Source organism: Pseudomonas sp. BLCC-B112, from assembly GCF_028550695.1.
GTDB lineage: Bacteria > Pseudomonadota > Gammaproteobacteria > Pseudomonadales > Pseudomonadaceae > Aquipseudomonas > Aquipseudomonas danubii.
The window spans coordinates 38,357-62,576 of the sequence record NZ_JAQQGK010000015.1; the positions used below are offsets into that span (position 1 = coordinate 38,357).

General features: G+C 65.7%; 4 protein-coding genes. All 4 read right to left on the reverse strand.

Annotation, left to right across the window (positions count from 1 at the left end; translation table 11 throughout):
- Positions 1-76: 76 nt before the first annotated feature.
- The gene (locus PQT43_RS29005; protein ID WP_267268650.1) at positions 77-10,639 is read right to left on the reverse strand and encodes a non-ribosomal peptide synthetase; all 10,563 of its coding nucleotides are present in this window, start codon (positions 10,637-10,639) and stop codon (positions 77-79) included.
- On the reverse strand, positions 10,639-13,710 hold the full coding sequence (locus PQT43_RS29010; protein ID WP_272755364.1) for a non-ribosomal peptide synthetase: 3,072 nt from the start codon (positions 13,708-13,710) through the stop codon (positions 10,639-10,641). The genes PQT43_RS29005 and PQT43_RS29010 overlap by 1 nt, the downstream gene beginning before the upstream one ends.
- Before the next feature lie 10 nt (positions 13,711-13,720).
- Complete coding sequence (locus PQT43_RS29015; protein ID WP_102880138.1) at positions 13,721-14,779, reverse strand: TauD/TfdA family dioxygenase; 1,059 nt, start codon at positions 14,777-14,779, stop codon at positions 13,721-13,723.
- A gap of 68 nt (positions 14,780-14,847) precedes the next feature.
- Positions 14,848-24,144, reverse strand: a complete 9,297-nt coding sequence (locus tag PQT43_RS29020) for a non-ribosomal peptide synthetase (protein WP_272755365.1) — start codon at positions 24,142-24,144, stop codon at positions 14,848-14,850.
- Between the last annotated feature and the right edge of the window lie 76 nt (positions 24,145-24,220).

Genomic DNA, 24,220 nt, shown 5'->3' on the forward strand with positions numbered 1-24,220 from the left:
CACCAGATTTCCCCCATCCAAAAAAAACGGGAGAACAGTCACCTGCCCTCCCGCCCTTCACTCCAATGTCCTGTACCTAAGCCCCCACCCGCACCTCCCGCTGAGACCGAGTCCCACCCAGCTGCGCCAACACCTGCGCCAGCGAGCGCGCCGGCGAACCATCTGCCAACACCCCAAGCAACTGCACCAGTTGCAGATTCACCCCCTGCACCGCCGCCTCGCTAAAGGCCTCAAGCCGATGGTCATAGTGGAACTGCAACTGCCCCTTGAGCTCGACATACAAGGTCAACGCCGAACTGGTCTGCTCGAAACTGTGCATGCTCTCCAGACGCAAATCACCGACATCACCACCGGCCGACGCCGCACTGACCGGATAGTTCTCGAACACGATCACCGTGTCGCTCAACTCCCCGCCCGGCAACCCGGCCCAGCGTTCGATATCGCTCAAGGCACTGTAGCCATGCTCACGCATCAGCAAGTTGCGTCCTTGCAGCGCCTGCAACCAGTCACCCACGCTCTGCTCTGGCTCGATACGGGCCACCAGCGGCACATCGTTGATGTACAGCCCCAACTGCTGCTCGATGCCCTTGAGCTGTGGCGGGCGTCCGGCGATGGTGGCGCCGCAGGCCACCGTCGACTGACCGCAATGCACATGCAGGAGCAACAGCCAGGCCGCCTGCACCAGGGTGTTGGCGGTGATCTTCTGCTGCCGGGCGAAACGAGTCAGTTGCTCGGTCTGGGCCTCGTCGAATTCGAAGTAATGCTGGCGATGCCCACCCCGCTGCCGATCACCCTGGGCCATCGCGCAGGCACTGAGCAAGGTCGGCACCTTCAGTGGCTTGAGCTGTTCACGCCAGAAGCGTTCGTCGGCCTGCTGGTCACGGGCCTGCAGCCAGGCAATGTAGTCATGGTAGCCAGCCGGTCGGTGACTGATGGCCTGCCCGGTGTAGGCCGCCAGCACATCGTTGAACAACTGGAACCCGCTCCAGCCGTCCAACAGGATGTGATGGTTGGTACAGATCAGCCGGTAGCGTCCCTCCCCCAGCTTGATCGCCTGCAGACGCAGCAACGGCGCCTGGGCCAGGTCGAAGCCCTTGAGCCGGTCAGCCAGGGCCAGACGCTCCAGCGCATCGCTGCTCAACACAGTGCCGTCGAGCTCCTGGAACGGCACCTCGACCTGCTTGTGGACCACCTGCAGCGGCTGCACCAGGGACCCGCCCCAGACAAAACGGCTGCGCAGGATCTCATGGGTATCCATGGCCTGCTGCCAGGCCTGACGCAGTCGCTGCGGGTCGACGCCTTGCACATCCATGCACATCTGGTTGACGAAATCCCCCGCCTCATGGTCCTGCAACTCATGCTGCAACAAGGCCTGCTGCATCGGCGCCAATGGGTAGATGTCCTCGATCTGCGCCGGCACCAGCGTCAGGGCGTCGAGCTGTTCCTGAGTCAGCCGCGCCAGCGGGAAGTCCGATGGCGTGACGCCGCCGCGGGCCTGGCAGCAATGCTCCACCAGTGCCTGCAGCGCCTGGACATAGTCCTGGGCCAGTGACTCGATCTGCGCACTGTCGAACATGCGCTGACTGAAGCTCCAGTCCAGGCGCAATTGACCGTCGTACACCTTGCCGCTGATGGACAGCCAGTTGCCCAGGGGCGCATCGATACTGGCATCCGCGCCATGGGCCTCGGGCGCCGGAATGAACAGCGCCTGAGGATCATCGAAACTGCCGTCGAACTGCCCCAGGTAGTTGAAGGTGACCCGAGGCTGGGCAAGCCCCTGCAACGCCTCGCGACTGGCGGTATCCCCCAGGTAACGCAGGGCACCGTAGCCGATCCCCTTGTTGGGGATCGCCCGCAGCTGTTCCTTGATCCGCTTGATCGAAGACTCGGCGCTGTCCGCGGCGCTCAGGCGCACCGGGAACACCGAGGTGAACCAGCCCACGGTGCGGCTCAGGTCCAGGTCCTCGAAGAGTTGCTCACGCCCGTGGCCTTCCAGCTGGATCAGGGTCGAAGGCTGTCCGGTCCACTGCCCCATGACCTGGGCCAGGGCCGCCAGCAACAGGTCGTTGACCTGGGTCCGGTAGGCGGCCGGAGCGCGTTGCAGCAAGCGTTGGGTGGTCGCGGCATCGAGCTGGACCTGCACGCTGCCGGCGTCGCGGCTCAAGGCCTGGGTGCCGGGTTCAACCCCAGGCAACGATGCCTGTGCGCCCGCAAGTTGCGCGTGCCAGTAGGCCAGTTCGGCCCGGGCCTCGGGCCCATGGGCATACGCTTGCAGGCGTCGGCCAAAGGCCTGATAAGAACTGCTCTTGGCAGGCAACTGCACCGCTTGCCCGGCCAGCGCCTGGGTGTAGGCACTTTGCAGGTCTTCGAACAGCAGCCGCCAGGACACGCCATCCACCACCAGGTGATGGGCCACCAGCAACAAGCGCTGAGTGGAGTCCGCCAGGGTCACCAACAGCGCCCGCAACAAAGGCCCGCGCTGCAGGTCGAGGCTGCACTGGACCTTCTCGCAGAGTTGCTCCAGCTCGGCGGCGTTGGCGGCTTCGGCCTGCCACAACAGGTCCGGACCGGGCCCGGACTGATCCAGCGGACCATGGCTGGCACTCCAGCCTGCGCTCCCCTGCTGGAACTGCAGACGCAATCCGTCGTGATGCTCAAGCAAGGCCCGCAAGCCCTGCTTCAGGGCCAGCGGGTTCAAGGGCGTGGCCGGAATCAGCAGCACCGACTGATTGAAATGGTGCCGCTGGGGTATCGGCTCGGCAAAGAACAGACGCTGGATCGGCAGCAGCGGCATGTCGCCGGTCACCGGTCCCTGGTCGATGTCGTCCTGCACCCCGCACTGCGCCACCGCCGCCAGCCCCCCGATGGTCTGTTGCTCGAACAGGTCCTTGGGGGTAAAGCGGATCGAGGCCTGACGCGCTCGACTGACCAACTGCAGGGAGATGATCGAGTCCCCACCCAGCTCGAAGAAGTTGTCGGTCAGACCGACCTGCGCCAGCTTCAGCACGTCCTGCCAGATCTGTGCAAGGCGCTTCTCCAGATCGCTGCGCGGTGCCACATAGGCGTGGCTGGCCTGGGCCATTTCCGGCATGGGCAGCGCCTTGCGATCCAGCTTGCCATTGGGCGACAGCGGCAAGCGTTCGAGGAACAGCCAATAGGACGGCACCATGTAGTCGGGCAGGCAGGCCTTCAACGTCTGGCGCAGGGTTTCACGCAACCTTTCCTGGTCTTGCTCGTCCTCAAGCGCGGTCGCGGCCGTCACCAGATAAGCCACCAGACGCCGGCCATGGGCGGTGTCCTGGGCCAGAACCACCGCCTCGCTGACCTGCTCATGGGCCATCAGCCGCGCTTCGATTTCACCCAGCTCGATGCGGAAGCCGCGGATCTTCACCTGGTTGTCGATACGCCCCAGGTACTCGAACACCCCGTCACTGCCCTGGCGCACCACGTCCCCGGTGCGATACAGGCGTCCCCCCAAGGGGCTGTAGGGATCGGGAACAAAGCGCTCGGCGGTCTGGGCGAAACGCTTCAGGTAGCCTCGCGCCAAGCCATTGCCGCCGATGTACAGCTCTCCGGCGACCCCCACTGGCAAGGGATTGAGATCGGCATCCAGGACATAGGCGCTGCGCTCGCCGACGCAATGGCCGATGGGCGCATAAGCAGCCTTGCAAGGCTCACCGGCAGCGGTTTTCCACACCAGCGGCGTGACCACGGTTTCGGTGGGCCCGTAACCGTTGATCATGTACTGGGGACGCAACACCTGCTGGACCAGCTCGAAGCTGGCCTGAGGCATGGCATCGCCGCCAAAGCTGTAGAGGCGCATGGGCGGCGGATTGCCGACCCGCTGCACATGCTCCGCCAACTGATGCAGGTACGCCGGCGGAAAGCCGGCCATGGTCACGCCATGGCTGCGAATCGCTTCACAGGTCTGCTCCGGAGTCCACAGGCTGTCGTCACGCAGCAGCAGGCTGGCACCGCAGACAAAGGCGGTCAGCCAGCGTTCATGGGCGCCGTCGAAGGAAAACGACAGGAAGTGCAGTTCACAGTCATCGGGCGTCATGCCATAGCGTTCGCCGGTGGTGCGACAGTGCATCGCCAGCGGACCATGGGCCACGGTCACGCCCTTGGGCTGCCCGGTGGAGCCCGAGGTGTAGATCACATACGCCAGGCTCTCTGGCGCCACCGTCACCGCAGGCGCGGTCAGCGGATGCTGCCCGACCTTGAGGCGCGACAGATCGAGCACCGCCAGACCGGCGGCCGAAGGCAGGCGCTGCAACGACTCGCTGTCACTGAGCAACAGGGCCATGCCGGAATCCGCCATGAGGTAGGCCAGGCGGTCGACTGGGTAGCTCAGGTCCAGCGGCACGAAGGCACCGCCGGCCTTGAGCACCGCCAGCAAGGCCACCAGCAGCCCCTCGCCCCGGGGCAGGGCCACGCCGACCCGGACCTCCTGGCCGACCCCGCGGGCCACCAGTTCATGGGCCAGGCGGTTGGCCCGGCGATCCAGTTCACCGTAAGTGAAGCGCTGCCCGGCAAACAGCACCGCCTGACGCTCCGGCCAGCGTTGTGCGAGGGCACCGATGCTCTCGTGTACCGCCGGCTCGATCCCCGGCGCGACGGGCGCTACGCATTGGCTCGCCGTCTCGGCCGGGGTCAGCAGCTCGATGGCGCCCAGTTGCAACTGGGGGTTATCAATCAGCTGAGCCAGCAGGTGCAGCAGATGGCCGTTGAGGCGCTCGATCACCGCCGCGCTGAAGGCCTCCCGGGCATAGCCGTAGCTGATGCTCAGGCGCTGCTCCAGCGCCACCGCCACCGACAACGGATAGTTGGTGCGTTCACGACTGTGCACGGCACCGAAGCGCACGCTGGAAGCCTCCTCCTGCTCCAGGGCCTGGGCCACCGGGTAGTTGTCGAAAACCAGCAGGGTATCGAACAGCGCTTCACCGCTGCTGCCGGCCCAGCGCTGGATATCGTTGAGCGGCGTATGTTCGTATTCGCGCAGTTGCAGATTGTGCGCCTGCACCTGTTGCAGCCACTGCGCCACGCTCATCTGCGCATCGGGGGTGGCGATCACCGGCAAGGTATTGATGAACAGACCGATCTGCTGCTCGATCCCCGGCAGCTCCGAAGGACGCCCCGCCACCGTCGCGCCAAAGGCCACGGTGCTCTGTCCGGTATAGCGCTGCAACAGCAGGAGCCAGGCCGCCTGCAACAGGGTGTTGGCGGTGATTTTCTGCTGCCGGGCGAAGGCCACCAAGCGCTCGGTCCACGGCTGGGTCCAATCATGGTGGAACTCGCCATGGCCGGCATCCGCGCCCGGGTTCTCCAGGGCGATGCTGCCCGCCAGGCGGGTCGGGGTCGACAAACGCCCCAGTTGCTCGCGCCAGAAACTTTCACAGGCGCTCAGGTCCTGGCGTTGCAGCCACTGGATGTAGTCGCGATAACGCCCCGGAGCCTGTGGCGGCACCACCCCGGCGTAGCGTTGCAGGACCTCGCTCATCAACTGCGAACTGCTCCACCCATCCATCAGGATGTGGTGGTTGGTGTAGATCAGTTGGTAGTCCTGGGCCGTGGTCTGTACCAGGCACAGGCGCAACAGCGGTGCACGATCGAAATGCGCACACAGGCTGCGCTCTTCGCCGGCCAGCGCTTCAAGGGCCGGCTCGGTGGCCTGCCCGGCCGACCAGTCGAGCACCCGGAACGGCAGCGCCAGCTGACGCTGGACAATCTGCACCGGTTGCTCCAGCTCCGCTTGCCAGTGGAAAGAGGTACGCAGGATGTCATGGGCCTGCAGGGCATCTTCCCAGGCCCGGCGGAAACGCTGCGGGTCCAAGCCCTGCACCGACACCCGGACCTGATTGACGTAATCGTCGCTGGCCTGCTCGTAGAGGGTGTGGAACAGCATGCCCTGCTGCATCGGCGACAAGGGATACAGGTCGACGATGGTTCGTGGGGCCACCGGCAGCGCATCCAGCTGAGCCTGGTTCAACCCGGCCAGGGGGAAGTCCGACGGCGAGACACCAGCCGAGGTGTCCAGGGTGCAATGCTCGATCAGTGCCTGCAGTTCCAACAGGTAATCATCGGCCAGGCGCTGAACCGTCTGCGGCTTGAACAACTGATGGCTGAAGCTCCAGCTCAGGGACAGTTCGCCCCCATAGACCTGGCTGTTGACCGTCAACCAATTGCTCAGTGGCGCCTCGCGGTGACGTTCGTCACCGGCCGCTTCCGGCGCCGGAGCCAAGAGTGACTGCGAGTCGAAGCTCTGGTCGAACTGCCCCAGGTAGTTGAAGGTGATCCGCGGCTGCGCAAGCCCCTGCAGGCGTTCGCGGACCGCGTCCTGCCCCAGGTAACGCAACGCGCCATAACCCAGGCCATTGGCCGGGACCCGACGCAAGTCCTCCTTGACCGCCTTGATCGAATCGGCGAGTAGCTGCGCCGGAGTCAGGCACAGCGGATAGAGACTGGTGAACCAGCCCACCGAACGCGACAGGTCGACATCGGCAAACAGTTCCTCACGCCCGTGACCTTCCAACTGCACCAGCATTTGCGAATGCCCGGTCCAACGGCAGATCACCCGCGCCAGGGCGGCCAGCAACAGATCGTTGATCTGGGTGCGATAGGCCTTGGGGGCTTCCTGCAACAGCTGGCTGGTCAGCTCCCGAGGCAGACGGGCATTGATCGCCGTGCCATGGCACGCCAGGTTCGCCCCGGCGGGATAGTCCAGGGGCAGGCCCTGAGGCGCCTGCTCCAGTTGCCGGCACCAGTAATCCAGTTCGTCGGTGTGCCCAAGGCGCTGCGCCCAGTCTTGCAGGTGCACGGCCCAATCCTGGAAAGCACTGGTCTTGGACGGCAGGACCGGCGCCTCACCCTCGGCCAACTGCCGATAAAGGCTTTGCAGGTCCTCCAGCAGAATCCGCCAGGACACGCCGTCCACCACCAGGTGATGAATGACCAGCAACAAACGCTGGCTGCCATCGTCCAGGTCCATCAGCACCGCGCGCAACAACGGTCCCTGTTCCAGGTCGAGACTGCTCTGGGCCTGTTGGCCCAGTGCCTGAATCGCTGCGGCATCCGCCACCCGCTGCCGCCAGAGGCTGACCGGCTCGGGATGCTCCTGGTGTTCGGCCTGCCAGAGGCCGGCGTGCTGCCGGTACCTCAGGCGCAAGGCATCGTGCTGCACCAGCAGTTGGTTCAGGGCGCGCTCCAGCAGCGGCACCTGCAGCGGCTCGCGTGGGGTCAGCAGCAGCGACTGGTTCCAGTGCTGGCGCTGGGGAATGTCACTGGCAAAAAACACCTGCTGGATCGGCGTCAGCGGCATCGGGCCACGCACCGGTCCCTGATCGATGAGCAAGGCCGTGCCTTGCTTGGCCACCGCTGCCAGTTCAAGAATGCTCTGGCAGCGGAACACGTCCCGGGAGGAAATCTGCAAGCCCGCCTGGCGTGCCCGGCTGACCATCTGGATGGCAATGATCGAGTCGCCACCCAGTTCGAAGAAGTTGTCGTTGATACCGATCCGCGGCTGGTTCAAGACCTCCTGCCAGATATCCACCAGTGTCTGTTGCACGGGGTTCTGTGCCGCACGGTAGAGGTCCTGCGGACGGCCCTGCTCAGGGCGCGGCAGGGCCTGGCGATCGAGCTTGCCGTTGAGGCTCAGGGGCAGCGCCGGCAGCAACAGCAGGTGGCTGGGCACCTGATGGGCCGACAGCTGCGCATTCATGTGCTGTTTGAGCCCTTCCTTGCACTGATCCGGGTCGAGCCCGGGCTGGCACACCAGATAGGCCACCAACTGCTTGCCCTGGGGTCCATCCAGAGCCAGTACCGCACACTCGCGCACCCAGGGATGACTGTGCAGGCAAGCCTGGATCTCTCCCGGCTCGACCCGGAAGCCACGAATCTTGATCTGCTGGTCGATGCGCCCGCAGAACTCGATGCTGCCGTCGCGGCGGTAGCGCACCTGATCGCCGGTGCGGTACAGACGGGCACCGCCCTGCGGGTCGAAAGGATCGGGGATGAAGCTGGCAGCGGTCAGCTCAGGACGCCGATGGTAATCACGGGCCAGTCCGGCACCGGCCAGATACAGTTCGCCCAGGCTGCCGACGGCAGCCGGCTGGCCTTCGCTGTCCAGCACATAGGCGCGGACATTGGTCAGTGGCCGGCCCAGGGGAATCGAGGCGGCCTGGGACCAGTCGCCCTCCACGGCCTGGGTCAGGGCGCCCACGGTGCTTTCGGTCGGCCCGTAGTGGTTGACGATCCGGCACTGCGGCGCCAGGCGTTGTATGCGCTCAACCAGGCTCACCGGGCAGGCTTCGCCACCCAGCACCAGGCACTGACGTGGCAGCACCGCGCCATTGTCCTCACCCAACAGCGCCGCCAGGTGCGAGGGGACAATTTTCAGCACATCGATCTGTTGCTGTTGCAGGTACTGGCCCAGGCCCGCACCGTCCACCGCCAGATCGGCGCTGATCACATGCAGCGCCTGGCCGCCGCACAGGGCACCGAACAGCACCGTGTGCCCAAGGTCCGCCGCCGGCGTGGACACCAGCGCCATGCTGCGGGCCGACGCCAGCGGCAGACGCTGATGAATGGCCGCCACGTAGTTGGCCAGGGCGCCGTGGCTGATGGTCACGCCCTTGGCCCGACCCGTGGAGCCGGACGTGAAGATCACATACGCCAGGTGCCCGGGAGCCGTCAGGGGTTCGAGGTTGTCGCCACTCAGGGCCTGGCGTGCCGGCGAATCCTCAAGGGGCTCGATACAGAGCCCGGGCAGATCGGCAAAACGCTCGATCAGCTGCTGTTGGGCCAGCAACTGGGTAATCCCGCTGTCCTCGATCATGCCGTTGAGGCGTTCCTGGGGGTATTCGGGGTCCAGAGGCACGTAAGCGCCGCCGGCCTTGAGCACCGCCAGCAGGCCCACGATCATCTCGATCGAGCGTTGCGCGGCAATGCCCACCAGCACATCCGGCCCCACGCCGCGCTCGCGCAGCTGACGCGCCAGGCGGTTGGCCTGCGTATTGAGCTGTTGATACGTCAGTTGCTGACCGGCGCAGACCACGGCCGGCGCATCGGGGCTGCGCAGCGCATGTGCCTCGACACAGGCCGGTACCGACAGGGGTGGACGCTCAAAGGCGCTGCCGAGGTTCCACTGCTCCAGTATCTGCGTGCGCTCTGCAGCATCGAGCATGGGCAGTTCGCCCAGGCGACGCTGCGGTTCGCGCACCACCGCCTGCAACAGGTTGTGCCAATGCCGGGCCATCTGCTCGATGGTCTGCGGGTCGAACAGGTCGCTGGCGTAGACCAGCGCCCCCTGCAGGCGCCCGCCTTCTTCATGAGTGTTGAAGGTCAGGTCGAAGCGCACGGCTTCGCTGTCGCTGGCCAGGGCCTCGATCTTCAGCCCGGGAATCTCCACCCGCGCGCCTTCATTGTCCCCCGCCAGGTGGTTGTAGAGCACCTGGAACAATGGGCTCTGGTTCAAGCTGCGCTCAGGCTGCAGGGCATCGACCAGTTGCTCGAACGGCAGGTCCTGATGCGCCTGGGCCTCCAGCACCCGGGTCTTGACCTGGGCCAGCAAGGCACTGAATGACTGCTGCGGGTCGATCTCGGCCTGCAGCACCTGGGTGTTGACGAAAAAGCCGATCAGCCCCTCGACTTCGGCCCGCGTGCGGTTGGCCACCGGCGTGCCCACGCGAATGCTGCGGGCACCGCTGTAGCGCTGCAGCAGCACCTGCAGGGACGCCAGCAGCACCATGAACAGGGTGCAACCGGTACTCGCGGCCAGTTCGCGCACACCGCGGTCCAGGTCCTGATCGAAGACCATGGCGTGACGCCCGCCCCGGGCACTGCGCACCGGCGGGCGCGGCCGGTCCAGAGGCAGTTCCAGGGTCAAGGGTTCGCTGCCCAGGCGCTCGCGCCAGTACTGCAACTGCCGCTCGGCTTCACCGGCTTCCAGCCACAGGCGCTGCCAAACGGCGAAGTCGGCGTACTGCACCGCCAGCGGCGCCAGGTCCGGCGCGCGCTGGTATTGGCGCCAGTGCTCATAGGCGCTGGTCACCTCGCCCACCAGGATCGGCAGCGACCAGGCATCACTGATGATGTGATGGGTACAGAACAGCAGCACATGTTCCTGGGGCCCGAGCTTGATCAGGGTCGCCCGCAACAGCAGGTCGTGCTCCAGGTCGAAGGGGCGTTCGCCCTGCTCCGCCACCTGTTCGGCCACCTGTGGGCCGGCGTCCTCAAGGTGGCTGTAATCCAGGCGCTGCAGGAGGAATTCACGCTGCGGATGAATCACCTGCATCACTTGCTGGCCGTGCAGGCTGAAGGTGCTGCGCAGCACTTCATGGCGGTCGATCAGGTACTGGATACTGCGTTGCAGATCGGCGTCCTGCAGGTCGCCCTGCAAGCGCAGCACCGCCAATTGGTTGTAGGCGCTGGAGGTCGGCTCCAGTTGCCAGAGAAACCACAGGCGCTGCTGGGCATAGGACGCGCACATCAGCGTCTGGTCCTGGCTGCGCCCAGGGATCGGCAACAAGTCCAGGGACAGCCCCTGCTCGATCATCTTGCGCTGCAAGGCGCTACGCTCCTGGGGGCTGAACGCGGCGAACCGCTTGGACAGCGCCAGCATGCGCTCGGGTAACGGATTCATCACTCCTGGGCCTCCGCAAACAGGGCTTCCAAGGCATCGACCTTGTCCCCTGTCACCCCGGAATCACGATGCAGCTCGACCTGTCGGGCCAGCAGCTCCACCGTTTCGCCCTCGAAGAACACCCGCAGCGGCAAGGACAGGTTGAGCTCGCTTTGCACCTTGGAGCGAATGCGCGTGGCCAGCAGCGAGTGGCCGCCCAGGGCAAAGAAGTTGTCATGCACACCGACCCGCTCCAGTTGCAGCGCCTCTTGCCAGATGGCGGCCAGGGTGGCCTCCAGCTCGTTGCGCGGCGCCACATAGGCGCTGCCTTGCAACTCCAGGGCGCTCAGGGCGTTCCGGTCCAGCTTGCCGTTGGGGGTCAGGGGGAAACGCTCCAGGACACTGAGGAACGACGGCACCATGTACTCGGGCAACTGCTCGCGCAGCTGGGCCAGCAGGGCCTGCTCCTGGGCCTCGCGGTCGTCGACCTGGGCCAGCACCACATAGGCCACCAACTGTTTGCCGGCCGCCGTGTCCCGGGCCACGACAGCGGCTTCGCGCACATTGGCAGCTTGCCCGAGCAGGCTCTCGATCTCGCCCAGCTCAATGCGAAAGCCACGGATCTTCAGCTGGAAGTCAATCCGGCCGAGGTAGTCCAGCGTGCCCTGGGGCAAGCTGCTGACCCGATCCCCGGTGCGATACAGGCGCGCGCCGGGGGTGCTGGCGAACGGGTCCGGGAGGAAGCGACTGGCGGTCAGGGCCGGACGCTTGAGGTAGCCACGGGCCAGGCCCGGACCGCCGATGAACAACTCGCCCTCGCGACCGATACCGGCCAGTTCGGCTTCTTCATCCAGCACCCGCAGGCGCGTACCGGCGATAGCGCCACCGATGGCCACCCGCTCATCCACAGGCGGCTGCTCCACCGCGAAGGCCGAACACCAGACCGCACTTTCCGAAGGGCCGTATTCATTGACCAGCAAGGTCTCGGGCAGCCGTTCCCGGTGCCGCAGGGCCAGCTCCACCGGACAGGCTTCGCCGGCCACGATCACACAGCGCAGTGATGGCTGCTGCAGGGCTTCGAGGATTTGCGCATAGAACGATGGCAGGGCCAGGAAGTGGGAAATCCGCTGCGCGTCGATGAGTTCGGCGACCTGCTGCGGGTCCTTGTGCTGCTCTTCGCTGGGCAGGTACAAGGTCGCGCCCTGGCTCAGGGTCCAGAAGATCCCCGCCACGGAGCTGTCGAAGGAGAACGAGGACAGCATCAGGAAACGGTCCAGGGGCGCCTGGTAGAACGCGCCACGGGCCAGGGTCGAGGTGCTGGCATTGGTGTGGGACACCATCACGCCCTTGGGTTTGCCGGTGGAGCCCGAGGTGTAGATGATGTACGCCAGGTTATCGCCTGTGCTGCGGCTCGGCAGCGCTTGGGCGCTGCCGCTCAACAGCTGCGGGTCCAGGCTGATCTGGGGCAGCTCGGCCGGCAAGACGATGTCCGGGTGCAAGGGTTGCAGGCTGATCAGGCTGCGCACCGCTGCGTCCTCGAGCATGAAGGACAAGCGCTCGCTGGGATAGGCCGGGTCCAGCGGCAGGTAGGCGCCACCGGCCTTGAGAGTCCCCAGCAGGGCCACCACGATCTCGATGGAACGCGCCCCATAGACTCCGACGATGGCATCGCTGGCAACCCCTTGCTGGCGCAAGCTGTGGGCCAGCTGATTGGCCTGACGGTCGAGCTCGGCGTAAGTGATTTCCCGGCCATCGACATGGATCGCGGCACGCTCGGGAAAGGCCCGGGCCGCCTCTTCGAACAGCTGGTGCAGCAGCGGTGCATCAGCGGCGCTCAGGTCCGCGCTGCGATCGAAATCCTGCAACAGGCGCTGCGCCTGATCAGCGCTGACCAACGGCAATTGCTCAAGGCTGAGACTGCTGTCCGCAGCGGCCGCTTTGAGCCACTGGGCGAATTGTTCGAGCCAGGCGGCTGGTAGGCCGTCGGGCAGCAGATGGGGCTGCCAGCTCAGTTGCAGCGACAGCTGGTCGGCCTCGGCCCGGGCCTGCAGGTGCAACTTCTCGAAGCACGCCTGATCGAGGAACAGCTCCTGCACCTCGGCGCCTTCGCTGTAGGAGCAACCCAGGTCCAGGGGACGGGGTTGCTCGGCGCCGAACGCTTCCAGCTCGTTCAGGCAATCCTGCCAGGAGCGGCTCAGGTCCAGCTGATGACGGAACGCCTGCAGGTTGTCCTGCAAGGTGGCTTGGGGCTGCAACGTGACGGCCACGGGCAGGCGCCGGCTGAAATGGCCCAGGGTCTGCTGCAACTGGTCGCTGCGACCGTCCACGGTCAGCGCCACCAACAGCGAGTCCTGCTGGCTCAGCCCGGCGAGGAAACCGGCCCAGAGGAACAGCAGGCTGTCCTCGACACTCAGCTCGGCCGCACTGGCCAATTGGCGCAATGCCGGTGCCAGATCGGTGTCCAAGCGGCATTCCTGCAACTGCGGCGTAAAGTCCAGGCGGCGCTCGAACGGCAGGCGCACGCCCGGCTGCTGTCCGGCATACAGAGTGCGCCAGAACTGCAGGCCTTCGCGACCGATCGCCTCCTCCCCCAGCTCGCTCTGCCAGGCGGCGTAATCGGCGTACTGCAGGCTGTCGAACGCTGGCAACTGCCCTCCCGCGCACAGTTGCTGCAGTTCGGTCATCAGCAATGCCAAAGACTGGCGGTCACAGCTGGCCAGGGCCACGCTGACCAGCAACTGGCGATCCAGCAGCGAGGCCACCAGGGGCACCTCGGTCAGGGCCAGGCGATCCTCGGCACGGGCCTGTTGCAGGCTGCGCCCCGTTTCCAGCGACAGGCGCAGGCGCACCTGGGGGGTGATTTCCTGCACCGGTTGCTTGAAGCCGGGCACCTGCCGGTAGCGGGTGCGCAGGATTTCGTGGCGCTGGCACACCTCGTTCAGTGCGGCCTCCAGCACAGCACGCTCGGGCGGCGTGTCGAAGGACAGGAGCGCCTGCGCCGCCAGCGGCTGGCCCAGGTACTGCTGCTGGGAAAGAATCGCGGCCTGCTGGGCCGAAATCTGAAACGTCTCTGCTGGGGAAAAGTCGGTCATGCTGATGTCCTTAACCAATGGCCACGTCGGTGCTTTTCAGCGGGACGGCCATGGCTGTGAGTATTTTGCGCGGGCCTGAATATTCGTTGCGGGCGTGCAGGGTGAGGATGTTGTCGAGCATCACGACGTCGCCCTTCTCCCAGGGAAACTCCACCATCACCTCGCGATAGAGCTGTTGCAGATGGGTGATGTAGTCATCGGGGATCGGGCTGCCATCGCCAAAGAAGGTGTTTTGCGGCAGGTCCTCGGGCGCGAACTCCGCCAGCAGGCTGTCGCGGATGCTCTCTGGCAGGGTCAGGGCATTGAAGAACGTCGCATGGTTGAACCACACGCTCTCGCCGGTACGCGGATGCCGGACCATGGCCGGGCCCTGTTGCCGGGTGCGCAGGCGGTTGCCGGATTTCCACTCCGGGGTCACGCCGATCTTCGCGCAATAGGCCTCGACCTCGGCGCGGTTGTCGGTCTGGAACACGGTCTGCCAGGGCAGCCCCATGCCGTCGCCATAGTTGCGCACATAGAGCACGCGCTTGTGTTGGAACTCTTCGCGCACCTGCGGATCGATCCGCGCCAGCAAATGCCGGGTGTCGCCAAATGGCGTCTCGCCGCCGGTGGTCGACGGCACGTCGCAGTAGAAATACAGGTGCAGCGGAAACACCGGGGAATAGGAGTGCTCGTTGTGGGGGAAGATCTTTTCCACGGCCGGGTAGTCGGTGGAGCTGTAGACATTGAGTTTCTTGGTGATCTGGGTCCGCGGCGAGGCCCGGAACAGGTACTCCAGGGCCCCACCGGAAATCGAATCGACGCACTGGTTGAATTCGGTGATGTCCTGCACCGCGAAGCCGCGGAACAACAACGTTGCGTGCCGGTCGAGCTTTTCCTGGAGCAGCTCGCGGTTTTCCCCGGCCCACTGCGCCAGCCCCACGCCAGGAACGTTCGGCGTACACAACAGGGGAATCGAGCTGTTCTCGAACAGCGGCGTAAACGTCACCAGGCTGGATTGGTCCAGGCTCAAGCTCTTGCGCCGTCCCTTGCCCAATGCCGGTATGGCTTGAGACTCGAATTTCGACATGACCCACCTCCGATTCGCGGTATCAGGCGCGGCGATCGCACGCGCCTGCATGATTCTTCAATATGGCTTCACTCGACCGGCACCCGTCCTGGACGGCGCCGCTGAATCGGGTGCTGTTGCTTGAGCAGGACCTGGCGCTGTTGCAGCTGGTCTCGCTCACGCAGGTATTGGATATCCCGTGCCTGGTTCAGCAACGCCGCCAGCGGCGCCTGGGTATCAATCACCATCAACTCGAACACCGCCTGCAACTGCTCGAACAGGCACGCCATGTCCGCGGCGGTGTAGAGCCCTGCATCGCACTTCAGGCCGAGGTAGATGCCCTGTGGCGCATTGACGAACTCGGCCACCAGGTCCAGCTCCGCCGCGGCCCTGCCGGCAGCCACCGGCTGCACGTCCAGGCCGTCGATCGACAAGGGCTGATCGAGGCTTTCCTGATAGATGAACTTGATGCTGAACAACGGCGAACGACCGGCGCGCCGGACCACACGCAGCGCCTCCACCAGGCGCTCGAAAGGCAGGTCCTGGTGATCCGAGGCACCGATGACCGTGCTCCGTGTCACCTGCAACAAGTCGCTGACGCACTGTTGTTCCTCGACACTTATCTGCAATACCAGTTGGTTAACGAAGAAGCCCACCAGATCTTCAACGCCGGCGTGATTGCGGTTGGCGATATCGGTCCCCAGACGCACCCGCGAACTGTCGCTGCGCTGCCCCACCACCAGGGCAAAACCTGCCAGCAGCAGCATGTACAAGGTCACCCCCTGGGCACTGGCAAAGGCACGCAGCGCCTGGCTCTGAGCCGCCGAAAAATGGAACTCGTGGAGATCGCACAAGGGTGACGGCGCCTGCCCTGGCTGCACCGTGGCACTGGCGGGCAAGCGTGTGAGGTGATGGTCATCGCCCAGGACATCACGCCAGTAATCGAGCTGACGCTGCAGTTCACCGCCTTCGAGCCATTGCCGCTGCCAGACAGCGAAGTCCACGTAATGCAGGGCCGGCTCCGGCAACGGGCTGGCCGTGGCGGTCCGATGGGCGTGATACAGGCTTACGAACTCGGTCGGCAGAATGCCGAACGACCAGTGGTCGGCGACGATGTGGTGCAGGGTCATGAGCAGCAGGTGCCGTTGCGGCTCCAGCCGCAGCAGGCGTACACGCATCGGCGGACCGGCGATCAGGTCGAAGGGCTCCGCGGCCTGTTGCTGCAACTGCTGCTGGGCCATGATCTCGCGCTCGGCCACTGGCAAGGCGCACAGGTCATCGAACACGAACGACAGCGGCAGGTGGCGATGGACGTGCTGCCAGCTCTCGCCTTCGACCTCGCTGTAGGTGGTACGCAATACCGAATGCCGCTGCATCAGCGATTCGAAGGCTTGCCGCACTGCCTCGATGTCCAGTTCGCCACGCAACTCCAGGGCCCGGGCGATGTTGTACATCGAGCTCTGCGGCTCCAACTGCCAGAGGAACCACAAGCGCTGCTGGGCAAAGGACAACGGCTGTGGCCGCGAGTCATCCACCCGGCACAAGGCCGGGGCCGCCTCCGGAGCCTCAGTGACGCCCAGGGCGGCGACAAAGGCCTGCAGGTCGGGCGCATCGAACAGGGTTCGCAGCGCCGCCTGCAAGCCCAGCTCATGCCGCACCCGGCTGATGACCTGGGTGGCCAGCAACGAGTGCCCGCCCAGGGCGAAGAAGTTGTCCTGCAGGCCGACCCGCTCGACTTCGAGCACGCCCTGCCAGATCGCCGCCACCTGCTGCTGCAGTTTGCTGTGCGGGGCCACATAGGCTTGTTGCAAGGCACTCAAGTCCAGCTTGGGCAGGGCCTTGCGGTCCAGCTTGCCGTTCGGGTTGAGGGGCAGGCGCGGCAACAGCAGCACGTGGCTGGGCAACATGTAATCCGGCAGCGTTTCCTTGAGCCCGGCCTTGATCAGCGCGCAACGCTCGGCCTGTGCCTGAGCATCGCCCAGGCCGTCGTCGGTATCCCCAGGCAACGCAGAGGGCACCACATAGGCCACCAGTTGCATGCCGTTGTTGGCCGGCACGGCCAGCACCACCGCCTCACGCACATCTGGCCGAGCCGACAGGCGCGCCTCGATTTCCCCCAGTTCGATGCGGAAGCCGCGGATCTTCACCTGATGATCGATGCGGCCGATGTACTCGATCGCCCCTTGCGGGTTGTAACGCGCCAGGTCGCCACTGCGATACAGCCGGGCGCCGGGCTGACCGGCAAAGGGGTCAGGAATGAAGCGTTCGGCAGTCAGTCCCGGCCGGTCAAAATAACCCTGGGCCAGACTCGATGCAGAGCCGATGCACAGCTCCCCGGTGCCGCCTTCGGGCAGCAGATTGAGGTCGCCGTCGATGATCCGCAGGGCGCGGCCGATGATCGGCTGGCCGATCGGGATGCCGTAGACCTCGCTGGCATCCTGCTCCCGGCAGTCGTGGACACTGGAGACCACGGTGGCCTCGGTCGGGCCGTAGGTATTGAGCAGGCGTACACCCCCAAGCCCAGCGGCGTGCCACAGGCGCAAGCCCTCCACCGACATCGCCTCGCCACCGACATGCACCTGGCGCAGGCGCCCCAGGCTGCGGATACCGTCGGCCATGCACTGCTTGGCCAGCAAGTGCCAGTAAGCCGCCGGCAGGTCAGCCAGGGTCACGCCCTGGCTGACGATCACCGCCGCCAGTTGCTCGACGGCCCAGGGCTCGTCGCCGCGCATCACCAGGGCCGCGCCGAGGCACAGGGCTGGGTAACACTGCTCGACGAAACCGTCGAAGCTGAAGGTGGCGAATTGCAGCACCTTGTCGGTGGCGGTGAGCGCCGAATAATCAGCCGCCGCTTCGCAGAACGCCGACAAGGCCCGGTGATCGATGGCCACGCCCTTGGGGACCCCGGTGGAGCCCGAGGTGTAGATCACATAGGCCAGGTCTTGCGGGCTGGCGCGGTTCTGCGGATCGGCGCCGGAGCAATGGCTCAAGCGTTGCGCCAGGCTCGGTAGATCCCAATGCAGCACGCTGTCGGGCAGCAGCGGCGCGGCCCAGGTGCCGGTGTCGCTGAGCAGCAGGCTCAGGCGGCTGTCGGCAATCATGAACGCCAGACGCTCTTGCGGGTATTGCGGGTCCAGGGGCACATAGGCCGCGCCACTCTTGAGCACCGCCAGCAGGCTGACGATCAGTTGCGGGCCGCGCTTGAGTGCCAGGCCGACCCGATCCCCCGGGCCAATCCCCTGGGCTTGCAGACAATGGGCCAGGCGGTTGGCCTGGGCGTTCAACTGGCCATAGTCCAGTTGCTCGCCATCGACCACCAGCGCCAGCGCCTCGGGCGTGGCCGCCGCCTGCGCCGCGATCCGCTGGTGCACCAGCGGCGCCTGGGCGGGCACCACCTCGGCCAGCTGGCTGTGCTGCAGCAAGTCCTGGCGCGCCTGTTCGCTCAACAACTGCAAGCCCCCCAGGGCCGCGTCGGGATCGGCCATGAACTGCAGCAGCAAATGCCGCAGCTGGGCACAGAAGCCCTGAACCTGATCGGCACTGAAACGACTGCGGTCATAGCTGAAGTCCAGGCTCAGGTGCTCGCTCAACTCGATGCCCAGGGTCAGCGGATAGCTGGTCTGCTCGTGGTTGGCCAGGCCGGAGAACTGCAGCCCGGCCGGAGCCCCCTCCTTGAGGGCCTGGGCCACGGGGAAGTTCTCGAACACCAGCAGGCTGTCGAACAAGGGGGCGCCCTGGTGCCCGGCCCAACCCTGGATCTCGTAGAGCGGCACGTGCTCGTGTTCGCGCAGGCCCAGATTGAGCGCCTGCATCTGCTCCAGCCATTGCCCCACGCTGCACTGCGAACGTGGCTGGCAAATGATCGGCAAGGTGTTGATGAACAGCCCCAACTGCTGCTCGATACCCGGCAGCGGCACCGAACGCCCCGCCACGGTGGCACCGAAGATTACGCACTGCTGCGCGCAGTACCGCTGCAGCAACAGCGCCCAGGCGGCTTGCAGCACGGTGTTGAGGGTGACCTTCTGCTGCCGGGCAAAGCTGCCCAGGCGCTGTGTCAGCGCCTGGTCGAACCCTTCCAGGTACTGCCCATGGCCGCTGCCCGACACCGGCCTGCGCACTCCGTCGGCGAGCAAGGTCGGCGAGTCCATGGCATGCAGGCGCTCGCTCCAGAACTGTTGTGCAGCCGGGGCCGACTGCTGCTGCAACCAGCCCAGGTAGTCGCGATAGCGGCCTTGGGGCGCCGGCAAGCGGGCCCCGCCGTACAACTGGATCACTTCGGCCAGCAGGCTGGCATTGCTCCAGCCATCGAGCAGCAGGTGGTGGCAGGTGTAGATCAGGTGCCAGTGGTTGTCGACGATGGGCACCAGCAGCAGGCGCAGCAAGGGCGCCCGGTCCAGCGCGAACCCCCGGGAACGCTCTTGCGCGGCCAATCGATCGAGATCCGCCGGGGCCGATGCCAAGACCTGCAACGGCACCTTGACCCGGTTCCTGACCAACTGATGGGCGCTGTCCAGCCCTTCCCAGTGCACGCTGCTGCGCAGGATCGGGTGGCGATCCAGGGCACTCTGCCAGGCATCGGCAAAACGCTGGGGATCAAGGCCGTGGATGTCCAGGCGCAACTGGTTGATGTACGCCTGTTCCTGGGGCTCGTAGAGGGTATGGAACAGCATGCCCTGCTGCATCGGCGTCAGCGGATACAGGTCCTCGATGGCGGCCGCCGGCACCGGCAGCGCGTCGAGCTGTTGCTGGGAGATGCGTGCCAGCGGGAAGTCCGAAGGCGTAGCCTGAGCCTGGTCCAGCCCGCAGCAGTGCTCGATCAGCAGGCGCAGCTCGGCGAGGTAGTCATCGGCCAGCTGCTGGATGCTGGCGTCGCTGAACATTTCCTCGCTGTAACCCCACTGCAACGCCAGTTCGCCGCCGTAGACCTGGCCCTCCAGGGTCAACCAGTTGGCCAAGGGGGCCTGTGGGTCCTGGGCCTGCCCGCTGCTCTGGCTGGCCGGCGTCCACAACGCCTGCTCATCGAACTGGCGGTCGAACTGGCCCAGGTAGTTGAAGGTGATGCGTGGCTGCGGCAATGCCGCCAGCGCCTGACGCTGGGCCGGGCTGCCCAGGTAGCGCAGCAAGCCGTAGCCCAGCCCCTTGCCGGGGATCGCGCGCAACTGCTCCTTGATCCCCTTGATCGCGGCCCCGGCTTGCTCGGCTGGCTGCAGACGCACCGGGTACAGGCTGGTGAACCAGCCCAGGGTGCGGGTCAGGTCCAGATCGTCGAACAGGTCCTCGCGGCCATGCCCTTCCAACTGGATCAGGGCCGAAGCCTGCCCGGTCCAGCGGCACAGTACGCGAGCCAGGGCGGTCAACAGCAGGTCGTTGACCTGGGTGCGATAGGCGCTCGCAGCCTGCTGCAGCAGTTTGCGGGTCAATCCCACATCCAGTCGCGACTCGATCTTGCGGCCATGACGGTTCTGCAGGCCGCCCGCCGGGTCGTCGCAGGGCAAGTCGCCGGCTCCGCTCTGCTGCGCCAGCCAGTACGGCATTTCGGTCTCGCGCTGCGGCGCATGCTCCTGCAAACGCCGGGCCCAGGCCTGATAGGCGCTGGTCTTGGGCGGCAGTTGCACCGTCTGAGCCTCCGCCAACTGCCGGTAGGCCTGTTGCAGGTCCTCCAACAGCACCCGCCAGGACACCCCATCCACCACCAGGTGGTGGATCACCAGCAACAGTTGTTGGCGACCCGACTCGCGCTCCACCAGGACCGCGCGCACCAGCGGGCCGGCTTGCAGGTCCAGACTGCGCTGGGCCTCGTCGCACACTGCCGCCAGGGCCTGGTCATGCTCGACCCGGCACTGCCACAGGTCGAAGTGGCTGGCAGGCTCGGCATAGGCCTGCTGCCAACCCTGCTGCGTGCCGACAAAGCGCAGGCGCAAGGCATCGTGATGATTGACCACCTGCAACAGCGCCGCCTGCAACAGCGCTGGCTGCAAGGGCTGGCGCGGGTCCAGCAGCAACGACTGGTTCCAGTGCCCCGGTCGAGGCACCTCCTGAGCCAGGAACCAGTGCTGTACCGGGGTCAACGGCACCTCACCGGTCACTGCTCCCTGGTCGATCTGCGGCTGATCGTCGAGGACCGCGACCTGGGCCAGGCTGCGCACGCTCTGGTACTGGAACAGGTCCCGGGGCGCCAGACGGACCCCGGCCTGACGGGCGCGACTGACCACCTGGATCGAGATGATCGAATCACCGCCAAGTTCAAAGAAATTATCGTCAAGACCCACTTGGGCCAGCCCCAGCACATCGCACCAGATGCCCGCCAGGGCCTTCTGCATGGCGCTTTCCGGGGCCACGTAGGCCAGTTGCGGCGCCGCCTCGGGCAGCGGCAAGGCCCTGCGATCGAGCTTGCCGTTGGCGGTCACCGGCAAGCGATCCAGGGCCAGCAGGTGATGGGGCACCATGTACTCCGGCAGGCTGCTGGCCAGCCAGGCCTTGAGTTCGTCGGTCCACCCCTGGGCCTGGGCGCCCTCTTGCAACACCAGATACGCCACCAGGTGCTTGGCGTTCTGCACCAGCACCACGGCCTCACGCACGCTCGGGTGCTGCATCAGCCGGGCTTCGATTTCACCCAGCTCGATGCGCAGGCCCCGCAGCTTGACCTGATGGTCCAGGCGGCCCAGGTATTCGATCACCCCATCGGCCCGCTGGCGCACCCGGTCGCCGGTGCGATACAGCCGCGCCCCCTGATGGAAGGGGCAAGGTACAAAGCGCTCGGCGGTCAGGGCCGGGCGCCGGTGATAACAGCGAGCCAACCCGAGGCCGCCCAGATAGAGCTCACCGGCAACACCCGCCGGTACCGGTTGCAACTGGGCATCCAGAACATGGGTGCGCAGGTTGGCGATCGGCTGGCCGATCGGCACGCTGCTTGCGCCTTCGTCGACACAGGTCCAGTGGGTGACGTCGATTGCCGCCTCGGTCGGGCCGTAGAGGTTGTACAGGCCAGCGCCCGGCAATCGGGCGAAGACCTGCTGCTGGGCATCCAGGGGCAAGGCCTCGCCACTGCAGACGATGCGTTTGAGGCTGGCGCAGGCCGACACGCCCTGCTCATGGATGAAGGCCTGGAGCATCGAGGGCACAAAGTGCAGGGTGCTGATGCCGTGGTCGATGATGGTGTCGATCAGGCGCGCCGGCTCACGGTGAGCCCCCGGGGCCGCCACCACAAGCCGGGCACCGGTCATCAGCGGCCAGAAAAATTCCCAGACCGAGACGTCGAAACTGAACGGGGTTTTCTGCAGCACCGCGTCACTGGCGTCCAGGCCATAGGCCTGCTGCATCCAGTACAGACGGTTGACCAGCGCCGCGTGGCTGTTGCCCGCCCCCTTGGGCTTGCCGGTGGAACCCGAGGTGTAGATCACATAGGCCAGGTTCAGCGGGTCGACCAGCGTCTCCAGCGGGCCGCTGTCATAAGCCAGCAGCGCGTCCTGATCCTGGTCCAGAAGGATGACCTTGAGCGCCTCTTCATCGGCTTGGAAATCCAGCAGCGGCAGCAGCGAACGCTGGCTCAGCAAAAGGCGGATGCCGCTGTCCTCGATCATGTAGGCCAAGCGGTCCCGGGGGTATTCCGGGTCCAGGGGCACGTAGGCGCCACCGGCCTTGTGGATCGCCAGCAGGCCCACGACCATTTCGATGGAGCGTTCGATGCAGATGCCCACCAGCACATCCGCCGCCACACCCTGCTCACGCAGCAAGCGAGCCAGCCGATTGGCTCGGGCATCCAGTTCGGCGTAGCTCAGTTGCTGCTCGCCGAACACCAAGGCGCAGGCCTCGGGGGTACGCCGGACCTGAGCTTCGATCAGTTGCGGCATGCTCAACCCGGTGGGGTAAGCCTGCGCCGTAGCGTTCCAGTCGTGCACCAGGGTCTGGCGCTCCCGGGCATCGAGCATCGGCAACTCGCCGATGCGCTGCTCGGCATCCTCCAGCATGCCTTGCAGCAGCGCGGTCCAATGCCGCGCCATGCGCGCGATGGTGCCGGCGTCAAACAGATCATCGGCGTAGGTCAGGGCGGCGTACAGCTTGCCGGACTTCTCGTAGGTGTCCAGGGTCAGGTCGAACTGGGTGGTGCGGCTCTGCCATTGCACCAGGCCCAGCTCCAGCCCGGACGCCGTCTGTACCGTGCTGATATCCGCCACCTGGGGCTGGTGGTTGTACATCACCTGGAACAGCGGTGTGTGGCTCAGGTTGCGCTCCAGCTTCAAGGCTTCAACCAGTTGCTCGAACGGCAGGTCCTGATGAGCCTGGGCACCCAGCGCCGCTTCTTTGACGGCCTGCAGCAGTTCGCTGACCCGGGTCTGGCCGGTGAGCTGGGTACGCAGCACCTGGGTGTTGACGAAAAAGCCGATCAGGCCTTCGACCTCGGCACGGTTGCGGTTGGCGATGGGCACGCCGACGCGAATATCGCCCTGGCCGCTGTAACGGTGCAGCAGCACATTGAAGGCCCCGAGCAACAGCATGAACAGGGTGACGTTGTGCTGTTTGGCCAGGGCCCGCAGCTGCTCGGCCAGCTCCGGCGCCACGGCAAAGTCATAGCGGGTGCCACGGTAGCTGGGCATCGCCGGGCGTCCATGGTCAGTGGGCAGTTCCAGCACCGGATGCTCGCTCCCCAACTGCGCCTGCCAGTACTCCAGCTGCCGTGCCTGCTCCCCCGCCTCCAGCCAGCGCCGCTGCCACAGGGCATAGTCGCTGTACTGGATTGGCAACGCCGGCAGTTGCGGCTGATCACCCCGTTCGAAGGCGTCGTAGCAACGGATGAACTCGTCGATCAGCACGTTCATCGACCAGCCGTCAGAGACGATATGGTGCAAGGTCAGGAGCAACACGTGCTCCTCGGCGGCCAGCCTGATCAGCTTGACCCGCAGCAACGGACCGGTTGCCAGGTCGAACGGCTGCAGCGACTGCTGCTGCGCCTGTGCCGCCACCGCCTGCTCCTGTTCCGATGCGTCGGTTGCACTCAGATCCAGGTATTGCACGGCCAGCTCGACCTCTGCCGCAGCCTGCTCCAGACGATCGTCGGCGTGGCGCTTGAACACCGTGCGCAGGGTCTCGTGGCGCGCCATCAGGGCGGCGAATGCCTGCTCCAGCGCCTGGTGATTCAGCGCCCCTGTCAGACGCACCGCCCCCGGTAGGTTGTAGGCGCCACTCTCGGGGTCCAGCTGCCACAGGAACCACATGCGCCGCTGCGCGTAGGACAGTTCCTGACGGTCCTCCACGGCCACGTCGGCCGGGATTGGAAACAACGAAAAGTCGATATTTTCCGCCCGCAGACTATCGAGGAACAACCGGCGCTTCTCCAGCGGCAGCTCGATAAATCGGCGTGCAAGTTTCAGGGACTTTTCAGCGTTCATCTGGATTCATCCGTACATGTTGGGTATCGAGCGTTGGCTCGGCTATCCCTACGAAACGGATGGGCCTGGTGAAAAA

Coding starts and splice junctions, on each gene's coding strand:
- PQT43_RS29020 (WP_272755365.1), bottom strand. CDS start 24,144: ATGAACGCTGAAAAGTCCCTGAAACTTGCACGCCGATTTATCGAGCTG.
- PQT43_RS29015 (WP_102880138.1), bottom strand. CDS start 14,779: ATGTCGAAATTCGAGTCTCAAGCCATACCGGCATTGGGCAAGGGACGG.
- PQT43_RS29010 (WP_272755364.1), bottom strand. CDS start 13,710: ATGACCGACTTTTCCCCAGCAGAGACGTTTCAGATTTCGGCCCAGCAG.
- PQT43_RS29005 (WP_267268650.1), bottom strand. CDS start 10,639: ATGAATCCGTTACCCGAGCGCATGCTGGCGCTGTCCAAGCGGTTCGCC.